Raw genomic sequence first — 13,817 nt, 5'->3', positions numbered from 1 at the left:
TATGCGCGCCCGTCTGCTTTGCGACCATCGCGCCGCCTACGCCAACCCGGTCCGCTTCCAGGCAGGCCAGCAGGTTGGCGTGGGCGTGCGCGACGAAGAATGGCCGGCGTTTGCCTGGGTCACGACCGATAGCGGACGCGCCGGTTGGGCGCCGCTGGCCTGGTTGCGCCCGCTGGGGGACGGCCGGGCCGAAGCCCTGCGCGATTACGACGCACGCGAACTCGATGCCCAGACAGGCGAGGACGTGTTGCTGCATCACGAACACGGTGGCTGGTGGTGGTCCGAACGTGCCGACGGCACGCAGGGCTGGCTGCCGGCCGCCGACCTTGAACTCCTCGACGACACCACGCCGCAGCTGCCGGCCGCGCAAGAGAACCTGCCATGAGCGACAACAAGAATTTCCACCTGCCCGACCTGGGCGAAGGCCTGCCCGACGCCACCATCGTGGAATGGTTCGTCAAGGAGGGCGACACCGTGCGCCTGGACGACCCGTTGGTGTCGATGGAAACCGCCAAGGCGGTGGTCGAGGTGCCCTCGCCGTTTTCCGGGACCGTGGTCAAGCTCGCCGGCGCCGCCGGCGATGTGATCGTGACCGGCTCGGTGCTGGCGCAGTTCGCGCTGGATGCCTCGCAGCCGCAACGCGCCGACGGCCAGGACACCGGCCATTCGCATGGCCCGGCGCCGACGCACGCACCCACGCCCAGCACCGGCGACAGCGCGACTGGGCACACCACGCGCGTGGTGGCCTCCGATAACGGCGGCGAAATTGCCGATGCCGATGCTGGCGATGGCAGCAGCGATCGCGACGATGCCGGCACCGTGGTCGGCGCGATGCAGAGCTCCAACGCCGTGCAGAGCGAGCAGGCCATTACCGTCGGCGGCGTGCGCGCCATGCCGGTGGTGCGCGCGCTGGCGCGCAAGCTGCGTGTGGACCTGGCACAGGTGCGCGCTACCGGCCCGGACGGCACGGTCACGCTGGCAGACGTAAAGCAGGCAGCGGCCGCCGGTACCGCGCAGCCCTCACCCGGCGCGCACGGCGCGCCGACCTCTCCTGCCCGCGGGCGAGGTGGTCCGATCGATGACGGTGGGAGAGCTGCTGGGATCGCTGCCGACGGCAGGGATCGACCCGCAACAGCACCCCTTCTTCCGCCTGCGGGAGAAGGTGCCCGCAGGGCGGACGAGGGCAACGCCCGCTCCACGCTGTCGGCCAGCGGCAAGCCGATGCGCACCCAGTCGCCCGGCATCAGCGCCAAGGGCCAACCCGAGCAACTCAAGGGCGTGCGCCGCAACATGGCACGTGTGATGGCCGATGCACACACCAAGGTGGTGCCGACCACGCTCAACGACGATGCCGATCTGCACGCCTGGCAGCCCGGTAACGATGTCACCGTGCGTCTGGTGCGCGGCATCGTGCGCGCCTGCCAGGCGGTGCCCGCACTCAATGCCTGGTTCGACGGCGACGCACTCAGCCGCACCCTGCACCACCAGGTCGACATCGGCATTGCCGTGGATACCGAAGAAGGCTTGTTCGTGCCGGCGTTGCGCAACGCCGACATGCTGGATGCGCATGGCATTCGCGAAGGCGTCAACCGGCTGCGCCAGCAGGTGGAAAGCCGCAGCATCGCCGCGTCCGAACTGAGCGGCTACACCATCTCGCTGTCCAACTTCGGCATGTTTGCCGGCCGCTACGCCACGCCGGTGGTGGTGCCGCCCTGCGTGGCGATCGTGGCCGCCGGCCGCGCGCGCTACCAGCTCACCCCGGTGATGGGCGGAGTGGAAACGCACAAGGTGATGCCGCTGTCGCTGACCTTCGATCACCGCGCCGCCACCGGCGGTGAAGCGGCGCGCTTCCTGCGCGCCTTGCTGGACGATCTGGCGTTGACCAACTGAGCACTGTCTTTTTTGCCATGTAGCACGATGTGCGTCACCGTGACAGCGGCAACATTGGCCGCTGTCCGATGCACATGCTGCACCGGCCCGGAACACTCATTCACGCCGATGTGCGCCTTCATCCCGAGATACCACTGCTTGCCCTCTCGGCGTGATGCATCTCAGGGTCGCGCGCGTGATCGGCGCTTTTGGTCGAACCGGGCGCAGCGATCCGCGTCGCATCGACGATCGTCCCGGGACGTAGACTCTGGCCCTTGCGCGTCAGAGGCGCGTTGACCGCTTCCAGCAACACCATGGACCTCCAGCAAGCGTCGAAAGTTGAGAATCGTGGTCTCGTCGAGAATGTCGTCCAACCCACCGAGCTGGGCAAATCGCCGCAAGGTCGGAATCTCGTGCAGCGCTTCTTCCCTCGCCGGATCGCTCAACGCATACCCCTGCTGCAGCAGATGATCCGCAATATCGTCGCCAGTGCGTAGGGCTGCCGCCCTGGCCGCCCCGACGCCGGATAGTGCGGCGCGATCAGCCCGAGCAGTTTCTGCCACGCAACGACCTGCTCCATCTCGGCCAGGAAGATCTCGTGCCGGGTCTGCTTGCGCTTGCCCAGGCTCTCGGTGTCACCGAACATCAGTTGCATGGATCACTCATCAACATGAGGCGGGCAATTTCGTGTATCTGTGGCGCCTTGTTCAGAGGCTCCTTAGCCAAACGCCTTATAACTCAGACCGCGCTGCAATATTGGAACGCGTATGCGACCGGGCCGACAATTTGTCGGCCCGGCTAAGACAGGTTTATCTTTAATTTCTAACCTTTATAACCATTATTTTTTAATAAGTCTTTGTATGCAGCATATAGTTTTGGATCTCTCTTAGTAGACCTCTTGACATCGCTGGGAAGACCTCGCGGATACGTAGCGTAGAGCTGGCCTGCGCTGTAACTAAGTGCAGTGTCATCACTCAGCACAATACCAGGCTTTCGATCCTCGCGAGGCAAATCGTGAACAGTGGGCTCCTCTGTCGAGAATCTGACATTTAAGAGCTCTCCAGGCCGACGATGGCGACTACTCAAGTGCTGCAGACCGCTGAACTGAGCAGACGGAGGTGGATTCGAAGGTTGTCCCTGCTGCGGTGGCGAGCTTTCTGGATTGCTTTCATGGGAGTAGTTATAGCTACTGCTTGATGCGCCACGAATCGGACTTGTCATGTAAAAAAATCTCCACGATTAATGCTTATTGCAGCGCCAATAAGAAATACAATTTTCACCTCAGTGTGAGGCCGCAACGTCAATATTCCTCCATGTTTAGATTCTTTTCTTTTTGCACCAGGAATATTTGGTGCGAGAAGCGAAATTTACCGATGAGTGCATCAACTTAAGCAAAGGTGGTATTGCACTCTTTGCAAATGGCGACCACCGCAAAAGAGTGTGCCACTCGGCGCATACATGCCATTGGCAAGCCGGCAGGCTGCCCACAGCCACGCTGACAAGTCGCGATGGCGACCACACCTTGAACGGATAAAGCAGCCTCGCTACATCCCTTGTAACTGGAAAGCGCGTTGTGTGCCTGCTTTGTCGCTTCTGCAACAACGCGTTTCGGCGCCGGCTGGCAGTAGCACCTTGCCGTCGCCCACAACTCTGCACTGGCGCATTTGCCTCTGCGCGCAGGAAGTCCCCTCTGCGCATGAAGTGGACCCTGCCGTCGGCAATCTTTGCTTCCATAGCGTGATACCACCACTTTTAGAAACAAGAATTTCTACCTAGCATTCATCGCCAGTCAAACAACGCGCGCAGTTAGAACGTATTCCCCATAGGCGAAGCATTGCATCGTCCGTGTGCATCTCCGGAAGGTCTTCATCAATTCGGACCGCTTGAGCAACGCTGCGCTAGGGAAGGTCTGAACATTGAGTCCTGAGAGTGCGCGATGTCGCCTCGTTCCGGAGAGTCGCGCGTGGATCTTCAGATTTTTCGCCACTTCTGGCGCTTTCCGTGGGAAACACCCGGGTCACAGGCGCACGCTCCCCATAGCCTGACCCACCCCGGGAGACCGGGCCACGGCCAAGGCGAAGTCGCATTGGACGCAGCAGACCTCGGGTCGACACACCGGTTGTTGCCACTGCCGCTTGGCGGCGCCACGCGCGGCTAGCGCACCTGCACTTCGTTTCGGCATGCACGCCGTCGACAATGCGCGGATAATCGCGCGATGTCACTGAAAGCAGATTTGCTGTCGCTACAGCTACAGCCCGTATTCGAGTCCGCGCTCGCCAGGGCCGGTGTGCATGCGCTCACGCCGATCCAGGTCGCGATGATTCCGCCGATGCTGGCCGCACGCGACCTGATCGCCACCGCGCAGACCGGCTCGGGCAAGACCCTGGCATATGCCTTGCCGCTGCTGCAGCAGCGCCTGCAGGCGCCGGAACAGGCGCCGCGCGTGCTGGGCGGGCTGATCCTGGTACCGACGCGTGAGCTGGTCGCGCAGGTTGCGCAGACCCTGCTGTCGCTGGCCGCCGCCTTGCCGCGACGGCTGAAGATCGTCGCCGCCACCGGCGGTGAAGCCATCAATCCGCAGCTGATGGCCTTGCGCGGTGGCGCCGACATCGTCATCGCCACCCCGGGGCGGCTGCTGGACCTGGTGACGCACAATGCGCTGGGCCTCTCGCAGGTAAGCACGCTGGTGCTGGACGAAGCCGATCGCCTGCTCGACCTGGGCTTTGGCGCCGAGCTCGATCGCATCCTGGCCTTGCTGCCGGCGCAGCGGCAAAGCGTGCTGGTCTCGGCCACCTTCCCAGCCGCCATCGCGTCGCTGGCCAAGCGTCGCCTGCGCGATCCGTTGCGCATCACCCACGACGCCATGCCCGAACAGGCACCGTCGATCACGCAACGCGCCATCGCAGTGGATGCCGGCCAACGTACGCAGCTGCTGCGTCACCTGCTGCTGGAACACGGATGGCCGCAACTGCTGGTCTTCGTCGCCAGCCGCCACGGCGCCGACAAGGTTGCCGAGAAACTAAGCAAGACCGGCATCGCCGCCTTGCCGCTGCACGGCGAATTGAGCCAGGGCCGCCGCGAACGCACGCTGCGCGCCTTCAAACAGGCGGACGTGCAGGTGCTGGTGGCCACCGACCTGGCCGGGCGCGGCATCGACATCGACGCCTTGCCGGCCGTGCTCAATTACGACCTGCCCCGCTCCACTGTCGACTACACCCACCGCATCGGCCGCACCGCACGCGCCGGTGCCAGCGGCGTGGCGATCAGCTTCGTCACGGCAGACAGCGCCCAGCAGTGGCGGCTGATCGAAAAACGCCAGGGCCTGCGCGTGCCGACCAGCGTGATCGAAGGGTTCGAGCCAACCCCGGTCCAGGCGCCTGCCCCCGACCATTCGCCCGGCGCAGCGGTGCGTGCAGCGGATGACAACGGCGGCATCAAGGGCAAGCGGCCGAGCAAGAAAGACAAATTACGCGCCGCGGCGCAGGCGCAGGCTGGCAAGCCGGGCTGAGAGTAGCGAACGCATCGTCGCAAGCAGTCCTAGCACCGGCGCGTGATGACTGCGCCCACACCGCCGCACTGCAGCGCGGGCTGGCCTGGCAACCGCGCGCCTCGGCAGCCGAACGCGCTCAGCATGCCTAAGCCGCAACCGCCCAGCAAAACGCGCTGGCGCAACAGCGTCGGCCAGCCACGGCCCGCTCGAACCGCTGCGTCCGAGCGGCAAGTGCCCGCTACCAAGCACCAGCAGGGTTGGCCGGTGGCAGCGTCCCCGTCGCTTCGCCAATAAGGACGCTCGCCAGCGTCAAGGCACCGCAGGCCTCCTGCACCCCTGCCAGTTGCCATCCGCAACGCGCGAGGCCTGGCTCGTCCATGCGATGCGGTCGACAATCCGCCAGCAACTGCTCGTCCCGCAGCGGTGCGCCGCCGACGGGACGACGATCAAACCTCAGTCCTGCTCGAAATCCAGTTCGCCATCACCGAACGCATGATCGCTCTGCGCGCGCGGCGTGCGCTTGCCCGGCTTGCGCAGGATTTCGACGAAGAACTGCTCGCCACCGTCGGCGACGAGTGCGTTGATCGAGCGGATCAGCTCGGCCGGCGGCAGTGCCACGGCGCTGGCTTCATCCACACCGAAGCGCATCTCGAAGTCCCAGTAGTCCGCGCCGGCCGGCAGCTCCTTGCGGCGCTCGCGGCGGATGTACTTGCGGATATCGTGCTTGCTGGATTCCAGCAGACGATCGCGGTTCTTGCCTTCGAGGTTGAGCTGGTAGGTCTTGCGCATGGCGACATCGGTGGTGGGGACTGGCCGCCTATTGTGAGGCCAAGGCGGCATCCTCGGTGAATCCAGCATCAAGTGGCGCTGCAGAACCGCCAAATGGCGGCATGCGCGCCTGGACTGACGCAATCGCGCCGTACGGCCCACCCCTGCGTTCACGGCCGCATCGACGCCCTGACGCATCTCACCGCAGCCCGAGCTGCTTGCGCAGGCTGCCGTCCACCGCGCTGGCGGGCAGGAACCGGCGCAGCTTGCTCAGCAGCGATGCTTGCCCGGCGGGTGTGCGGCGCATGCGCCACCTGCCCAGCGCCGCCTCCACCACGGTGGCGGCCACGCCATGCGGTTCCGGCGCGGTGTCGATGCTGTGCGTGACTGCCCGCGCCACCACGCCACGCTCGCGGTCGTAACCGGCAATGGTGGCCTGCACCACCGGCGAATTGCTGCCCAGGCTGGTTTTCGTATACGCAGGCTCCACCAGCGTCACGCGAATGCCGAATTGACGCAGCTCGTGATCCAGCGTTTCCGACAGCCCTTCCACCGCATGTTTGGAGGCGGCATACACGCCCATGTACGGCGCCGGCAGGAACCCCAGCACTGAGCTGACATTGACGATGCGGCCCTGGCCGCGTGCGCGCATGTGCGGCAGCACGGCCTGCACGGTGCGCAGGATGCCGAGTAGGTTGATGTCGAATAATGCGGCCGCTTCGTCGACGCTGGTTTCTTCAATGGCACCGACAAGATTGGTGCCTGCGTTATTGACCAGCACATCGATGCGGCCCGCGCGGGCGATGATGCCATCGGCCGCACGCTGCACCGAAGCGGCATCGCGGATATCCATTTCCACCAGCTCCACGGCCGTCAACGGTGTGGCACCGGCCAGGTGACGCACGCTGCCGTAAACGATGCAGCCGGCTCGGGCGAAGTGTTCTGCGGCGGCACGGCCAATGCCGGACGACACGCCCGTGATCAGCACAACGGTCTGCTGTTGCATTGCGGTTCCTTCAATCAAGAGAAAGACATCGGCGATACGCGTGCGGCCTGCAGGGCATGCGTTCGGAAGGTGGTGACGATGGCGCACGACATTGCGCTGCGACGGCACCGTGGCCACCGTCGCAGAAGTGCTTCATGCAGGCCGGGCAATGTCCGGTGCGTTATTCCCTTTGCCGGGATCGGGCCGGATCTTGAACCAGATCGAATACATCGCCGGCAGGAACACCAGGGTCAACACGGTGCCGGCCAACGTGCCGCCGATCAGCGTGTAGGCCAAGGTGCCCCAGAACACGGAATGGGTGAGTGGAATGAATGCCAGGATCGCCGCCAGTGCCGTCAGAATCACCGGACGCGCACGCTGCACGGTGGCTTCCACCAACGCATGGAACGGATCCAGACCCTCGGCTTCGTTGTGATGGATCTGTCCGATCAGGATCAGCGTGTTGCGCATCAGGATGCCCGACAGCGCAATCAATCCCACCAGCGCATTGATGCCGAACGGCTGCTGGAACAGGATCAAGGTCGGCACCACGCCGATCAGGCCGAGCGGGCTGGTGAGAAACACCATCACCATCGCCGAGATCGAGCGCACCTGCAGGATGATGATGAGCAACGTGGCCGCCAGCATGATGGGGAACAGCGGCAGCATCGCGGCGGTGGCCTTGCCGGACTCCTCGATGGAGCCGGCCTCCTTGATCTGAGATCCGCTGGGCAGTTTGTCGATGATCGGCTGCAGCTGCCTGGTGATCGCAGCCGAGACATCCGGCGGCTGCAGCGTGTCGTCGACATCGCCGCCCACCGTGATGGTCGGCACGCGATCGCGGCGCCGCATGACCGGCTCTTCCATCCGCACATCCACCTTACCTACCTGCGACAGCGGGACGCGTTGGCCGTTGCCGCCGGCCAGGGTGAAGTCGGCGATGCGTGCCGGATCCAGACGGGTATCGCCGGCCGACCGCGCCACCACCTGCACGCTGCGGATATCCTCGCGCACCAGCGTGGTCGGCACGCCGCTGAGCAGGAACTGCAACTGCTGGGCGACCGCGGCCGAGGTCAGCCCCACCGCCTGCAGGCGATCCTGGTCCAGGCTGAAATGCAGGGTCGGTGTGCGCACGCCCCAGTCGGTATTGACGGTGCGCAGCATCGGGCTGTCCTGCATCACCTGCATGACTTGCGCAGCGATACCGCGCAGCACCTTCGGGTCCGGACCGCTCACCCGGTAGGCGACCGGAAACTTCGAATACGGGCCGAAGGTCAATTGCGTCACGCGCACGCGCGCTTCCGGTGCCAGGCCTTGCGCGATCGCCTCACGCAAGCGCAGCTTCAACGCATCGCGCTCGTGCTGGTCGTCGGTGCGCACCACGATCTTGGCGAACGATGGGTCCGGCAGTTCCGGACCCATCGCCAGGAAAAAGCGCGGCGCGCCCTGACCGATGTAGGCGGTCACGATCTTTGCTTCCTTCTGCTTGGACAGCCAGTCTTCCACCTTGGCGGCCGCCGTGCTGGTCTGGTTGATCGAGGTGCCGTACGGCAGCTGCACTTCCACCAGCACTTCGGGCCGGTCGGAGATCGGGAAGAACTGCTTCTTGACCATGCCCATGCCCACGACCGCCAGCACGAACAGCCCCACCACGGACCCTGCGACCAGCCACTTGCGGGCAATGACGCGACCCAGCGCCTGGCGGAAGCGGTTGTAGCGCGGCGTGTTGTAGATCGCTGCGTGGCCGCCTTCGACTTTCTTCAGGTCGGGAAGCATCTTCACGCCCAGATACGGCGTGAACACCACCGCCACCACCCACGACACGATCAACGCAATGCCCACGATCCAGAACATGTTGCTGGTGTATTCGCCGGCCGTGGAAGCAGCAAATCCGTTCGGCATGAAGCCCACCGCGGTGACCAGGGTGCCGGACAACATCGGTGCGGCGGTGTGGCTCCAGGCATACGCCGAGGCGGCAACGCGGCTATAGCCTTCTTCCATTTTCACCACCATCATCTCGATGGCGATGATGGCGTCGTCGACCAGCAAGCCCAGCGCCAGGATCAGCGAGCCCAGCGTGATTCGGTCGAAATTCTTGCCAGTCGCCAGCATCACCACGAACACTGCCGCCAGCGTCAGCGGCACGGCTGCCGCCACCACGATGCCCACGCGCCAGCCCATGCTGACGAAGCACACCAGCATCACCACCAGCAACGCGACGAAGAACTTGGTCATGAACTCGCCGACCGACGCATCGATGTTGACGGCCTGGTCGGTGACCTTGCTCAGACGCATGCCCAGCGGCAGTTCGGCATTGATCGCCCCCACTTCGGCGTCGAGCGATTTGCCCAGATCCAGGCCATTCCAGCCATCGCGCATGATGATGCCCAGCAACAATGCCGGTTCGCCGCCGCTGCGGATCATGAAGGTGGACGGATCTTCGTAGCCGCGTTTGACGGTGGCGATATCGGACAATTTCAGCGTGCGGCCCTGCACGACCAACGGGGTGTCGCGGATCTTCTGCAGGCTGTCGAGCGCACCATCCAGGCGAATGAACACCTGTGGCCCGCGCGTTTCCACCGAGCCGGCCGCATTCAACGCGTTTTGCGCGTTGAGTGCGGCAAACACGTCCTGCGGACTGACCCCCAGCGTGGCCAGACGCTCATGCGAGAACTCGACAAAGATGCGCTCGGGTTGCTCGCCGATGATGTTGACCTTCTTGACGCCCGGCACGTGCAGGATGCGCTGGCGCAGGGTCTCGGCATCGCGTGCCAGCAAGCGCTGCGGCTCGCCCTTTGCCTTGAGCGCGAACAGCGCAAAGGTGACGTCGGCATATTCGTCGTTGATCAGCGGCCCGATCACGCCGGCCGGCAAGTTGGCCACTTCATCGCCGGCCTTCTTGCGCGCCTGATAGAACTGCTCCTGCACCTCCCCAGGCGGGGTACTGTCCATCAAGGTCAGCGTCGTAAACGCAAGACCCGGGCGCGTGTAGGTTTCGGTACGGTCGTACCAGCGCAATTCCTGCATGCGCTTTTCGAGTTTCTCGGCCACCTGGTCCTGCATTTCCTGAGGCGTGGCACCGGGCCAGGCGGTCACGATCGTCATCACCTTGATGGTGAATGCCGGGTCCTCGGCACGACCGAGCTTGAGAAACGCCACCAGGCCGGCCAGCGAGATCAGGAAGATCAGAAACAGCGTGATGGAGCGCTCGCGCACGGCAAGCGCCGAGAGATTGAACCGGCCCTCGCTCACGGCTGCGCTCCTGCCGCCTTGGCGGTGCTGCCAGCGGTGGCCGCGCTGCTACCGGCCACGCCTTCGCCGGCAATGCGTACCTGCTCGCCTTCGCGCAACAGATGCGCCCCCAACGCCACGATGCGCTCGCCGCGTGCCAGCTTGCCGGCCACGTTGGCGTGGTCATCGTCCAGGCCCAGCACCGTCACCGGCCGCCAGCTCACCCTGGTCGGGTTGCCGGCAATCACCCACACGCCCGGCCCCTTGCCGGCGTCGAACAGCGCGGCCAGCGGTACCTGCAGGCCGGCCTGGTTCCCGGAGGCGGTGCCGCCGGGGACGCGCACGCTGACCGTGGTGCCGAGCGGTGCCTGTGCGAGCGCGCCGTCCAGCACATAGCGTGCCTCGAAGGTGCGGGTGAGCCGGTCGGCGCTCTCGGACAGCTGGCGCAAGGTGACCGGCACGGTGACGGCGGCGTTGCCGAACAGCGTGGCTTGGGCCACCGAGCCGACCTGCGGGCGCAGGGTTTCCGGCAGCTGGATCACCGCTTCGCGCGGGCCGGCGTGCGCCAGCCGCACCACCGGCTGCCCGGCCGCAACCACCTGGCCCGGCTCGACCAGCGTTTCCATCACCACGCCGTCGGCGTCGGCCGCCAGGTCGGTGTAGCGGTTGGCGTTGCGCGCCACGTCAGCCTGGGCCTGGGCGGCGCTCAGCTGCGCCCTGGCCGCATCGGCGGCTGCCTTGATCTGGTCGTAGGCCGAAGCCGAGATGGCGCCGGTACCGCGCAGGTCGCGGTACCGGGCTTCATCTTCGGCGGTCTGCTGCGCCCGGGCGCGCGCGGCGGCCACCGTGTCCTGCTGCGCACGCGCAGCCAGTTGCAGATCCACCGGGTCGATACGCATCAGCGGTTGCCCGCGCTTGACGCTCTGCCCGGCATCGACCAGCCGCTCGGACACCTTGCCGGCCACCCGGAACCCCAGGTCGCTCTGCACGCGCGCCGCTACCGTGCCGGAGAAGGTGCGCACCGCAGCGCTGGCATCGCCAGCCGTGGCAACCCGCACCCGCGGCGCGGCGGTCCGTGGATCGGGCTGCGCCTTGCCGCCGCAGGCGCTCAGCGCCAGCGGCAAGACACAGAGGAAGGTAAAGGCGACAAGGCGGCGGCGACGCATGGCAATCCCGGAGCGATCGGATGAAGGCTCGCATCCTGAGACTTGTGACTAAATCAGTCAATAGTCACAAACATCTTTTTACGGCGACAGGCTTCGCAATACCAGGCTGGACAACAGCAGCGGCACGTCGCCGGCATGATCCAGGCTGTGCTGCAGCAGCACCGGATTGATGTAGGGGCGCATCACCAGATAGGTGGCCTGGGTCAGTTCGTCCAGCGGCGTCTTGCGCTCGAAGTCACCGTTCTGGCGCCCTTGCACCAGGATGTCCTGCAGCAGTGCCTGGATGTGGCCCTCGTACGCAATGACGGGCGGCCAGCGCTCGGTCGCGGCCGACGTGGCGATCTCGTACAACTTGCGCTCGCGCGAGTACAGCCGCAGGCTCGCCTCGATAATCGCCTTGAAAAGGCTACGCAATTTCTCTGGCGGCGACGCCGCGGCAGACACCGCAGCCAGCACCTCGGCCTCGATCTCCCCCAGGCAATGCGAGCAGATCATCTCGCCGATGGCCTGCTTGGATTCGAAGAACTTGTAGATGTAGGCCTTGGAAAAACCGATCTCCCTTGCCAGGTCGGACACGGCCGTCTTTTCGTAGCCGTAGCGGCTGAAATGCTCGGTGGCGGCCACCACGATCTGGTCGCGGACATCATGGTCGGCCGGGCCGCGGCCCGACACGGGATAGTTGGATGCTTTGCTCATCGCGACAGCTTAGCGCCGTCGTTGCCGACTTACAAAAGTGACTATTTCGTATTATAGTCACTTACCACTCGTCATTCCGGCCCCGCCCATGTCGTCACTCCGCACCCTCGCAGTGTTCGTTGCCGCCAGCCTCGTCACAGGTTGCGCGGTTGGTCCCGACTACGCCCGGCCGGAGGTGCCGCTGCCGGACCGCTACATCGGCCAGGCGGATATCGCGCAGCGCCAGGCCGCAGTGCCAGCCGACCTGTCGACCTGGTGGGACGGCTTCAACGATCCCGACCTGAGCCGCTACATCAATGCGGCGCTGGCGCAAAACCTGGACCTGGCCCAGGCCGGCGCACGCGTGGCCCAGGCGCGCGCCGGGCTGACCGCCGCCACTGCCGCGCTGCTACCGGCGGGCAACGTGAGCGGCAGCGCCACGCGTGCCTACCAATCGCTGGAAACCCCACTGGGCCAGGTGCTCAACAGCACGCCCAACTTCGACCGCCATGCCAGCGTGTACGAAGCCAACCTGGGCGCCAGCTGGGAGCTGGATCTGTTCGGGGGCCTGCGCCGCGGCCGCCAGGCGGCCTTGGCCGACTACCAGGCCACCGAAGCCGGCGCCGCGGCCACCCGTCTGGCGGTGGCCGCGCAGACCGCCGATATCTACATCAGCGTCCGCGGCTTGCAGGCGCGGCTGGACGTGGCGCAGCGCCAGGTCGCCACCCAGCAAGGGCTGGTTTCGATGGTGACGCTGCTGCACGGCAAAGGCCTTGCCGCCGAACTGCAGTTGCAGCAGGCCCAGGGCGCGCTCGCGCAGGCGCAGGCCGGCGTACCCGGCCTGGAAGCAGGCCTGGTTGCGGCAATGAACGCGCTGGACGTGATGCTTGGCGTGCCGCCCGGCACGCACCGTGCCGAGCTGTCGGCGACCAAACCCATTCCGCCAGCCCCCCAGATCGCCGACAGCGGCACCCCCGGCGACCTGCTACGGCGCCGGCCCGACCTGATCGTGGCCGAGCGTCGGCTGGCCGCCTCCAATGCGCGTATCGGCGTGGCGATGGCCGAGTACTACCCCAAGTTTTCGCTGAGCGGCCTGCTTGGCAGCGCCACCGCCATCTCCGGTGCGAACCTGTTTACCGGCGACGCCGCGCAGTCGTCCGGCGTACTCGGCCTGCGCTGGCGGCTGTTCGACTTCGGCCGCATCAACGCACAGATCGCACAGGCCAAAGGCCAGCAAGCCGAACAATTGGCGGCTTATCGCCTTGCGGTATTGCGCGCCACCGAAGACGTCGAAAACGCATTCACCGCACTGATCAAACGCGAGCAGCAGGCAGCGGTGCTGACGCAGGGCGTGGATGCACTCGGCAAGGCACGCGGCGCCTCTGCGCTGGCCTACGAAAAAGGCACGGTGAGCCTGATCGAAGTGCTCAACGCCGACGACAGCCTGCTACGCGCCTCCGACGCGCAGGTGCAGGCGCGTACCGACGCGGCGCGCAGCGCGGTTGCGACCTTCAAGGCGCTGGGCGGCGGTTGGCAGGCCGGCGGTGCGGGTCCTGCTGCGATCGCTGTCGCCGTGGACAGCAACCGTCACCAAGACGACACGACAGCAACTAAGTGAATGACACGCCACGCT

Annotated in this window: 9 protein-coding genes and 1 pseudogene; 4 read left to right on the top strand and 6 right to left on the bottom strand. The window is 65.5% G+C overall.

The window, feature by feature from the left end; translation table 11 throughout:
* Position 1 precedes the first annotated feature (1 nt).
* Both HLH45_RS06980 and HLH45_RS06975 read left to right on the top strand, forming a co-directional pair.
* Complete coding sequence (locus HLH45_RS06980; protein WP_008575527.1) at positions 2-385, top strand: SH3 domain-containing protein; 384 nt, start codon at positions 2-4, stop codon at positions 383-385.
* Positions 382-1,890 carry a dihydrolipoamide acetyltransferase family protein gene (locus tag HLH45_RS06975; RefSeq protein ID WP_008575524.1) on the top strand — a complete coding sequence of 503 codons (1,509 nt, stop codon included), beginning with the start codon at positions 382-384 and terminating at the stop codon, positions 1,888-1,890. The genes HLH45_RS06980 and HLH45_RS06975 overlap by 4 nt, the downstream gene beginning before the upstream one ends.
* A 2-nt stretch (positions 1,891-1,892) precedes the next feature.
* On the opposite strand, the pseudogene HLH45_RS06970 reads toward HLH45_RS06975, so the two are convergent.
* Positions 1,893-2,524, bottom strand: a pseudogene (locus tag HLH45_RS06970) (IS5 family transposase); the annotation flags it as partial.
* A 1,560-nt stretch (positions 2,525-4,084) separates the two neighbouring features.
* On the opposite strand from HLH45_RS06970, the gene HLH45_RS06965 reads away from it, so the two are divergent.
* Complete coding sequence (locus HLH45_RS06965) at positions 4,085-5,377, top strand: DEAD/DEAH box helicase (RefSeq protein ID WP_008575520.1); 1,293 nt, start codon at positions 4,085-4,087, stop codon at positions 5,375-5,377.
* Between the two features lie 435 nt (positions 5,378-5,812).
* Here the strand turns inward: HLH45_RS06965 and HLH45_RS06960 are convergent, their stop codons facing one another.
* From HLH45_RS06960 to HLH45_RS06940, 5 genes are all read right to left on the bottom strand, one after another.
* The gene (locus HLH45_RS06960; protein WP_008575519.1) at positions 5,813-6,148 is read right to left on the bottom strand and encodes a DUF6172 family protein; all 336 of its coding nucleotides are present in this window, start codon (positions 6,146-6,148) and stop codon (positions 5,813-5,815) included.
* 178 nt (positions 6,149-6,326) lie between these two features.
* On the bottom strand, positions 6,327-7,250 hold the full coding sequence (locus HLH45_RS06955; protein ID WP_008575517.1) for an oxidoreductase: 924 nt from the start codon (positions 7,248-7,250) through the stop codon (positions 6,327-6,329).
* 15 nt (positions 7,251-7,265) lie between these two features.
* A complete protein-coding gene (locus HLH45_RS06950) occupies positions 7,266-10,364 on the bottom strand; it encodes an efflux RND transporter permease subunit (RefSeq protein WP_046935081.1) in 3,099 nt (1,032 codons plus the stop codon).
* Positions 10,361-11,509: an efflux RND transporter periplasmic adaptor subunit gene (locus HLH45_RS06945; RefSeq protein ID WP_031420821.1), complete on the bottom strand. Its 1,149-nt coding sequence runs from the start codon at positions 11,507-11,509 to the stop codon at positions 10,361-10,363. Before HLH45_RS06945 ends, HLH45_RS06950 begins: the two co-directional genes overlap by 4 nt.
* 78 nt (positions 11,510-11,587) lie before the next feature.
* On the bottom strand, positions 11,588-12,205 hold the full coding sequence (locus tag HLH45_RS06940) for a TetR/AcrR family transcriptional regulator (RefSeq protein ID WP_008575513.1): 618 nt from the start codon (positions 12,203-12,205) through the stop codon (positions 11,588-11,590).
* Positions 12,206-12,293: 88 nt separating this feature from the next.
* On the opposite strand from HLH45_RS06940, the gene HLH45_RS06935 reads away from it, so the two are divergent.
* The gene (locus tag HLH45_RS06935; RefSeq protein ID WP_033478974.1) at positions 12,294-13,802 is read left to right on the top strand and encodes an efflux transporter outer membrane subunit; all 1,509 of its coding nucleotides are present in this window, start codon (positions 12,294-12,296) and stop codon (positions 13,800-13,802) included.
* Positions 13,803-13,817: the final 15 nt, after the last annotated feature.

This window comes from Xanthomonas euvesicatoria (assembly GCF_013112235.1).
Lineage (GTDB): Bacteria > Pseudomonadota > Gammaproteobacteria > Xanthomonadales > Xanthomonadaceae > Xanthomonas > Xanthomonas euvesicatoria.
Note: the sequence above shows the minus strand (reverse complement) of the source record. Positions and strands in the feature narration are given on the sequence as shown.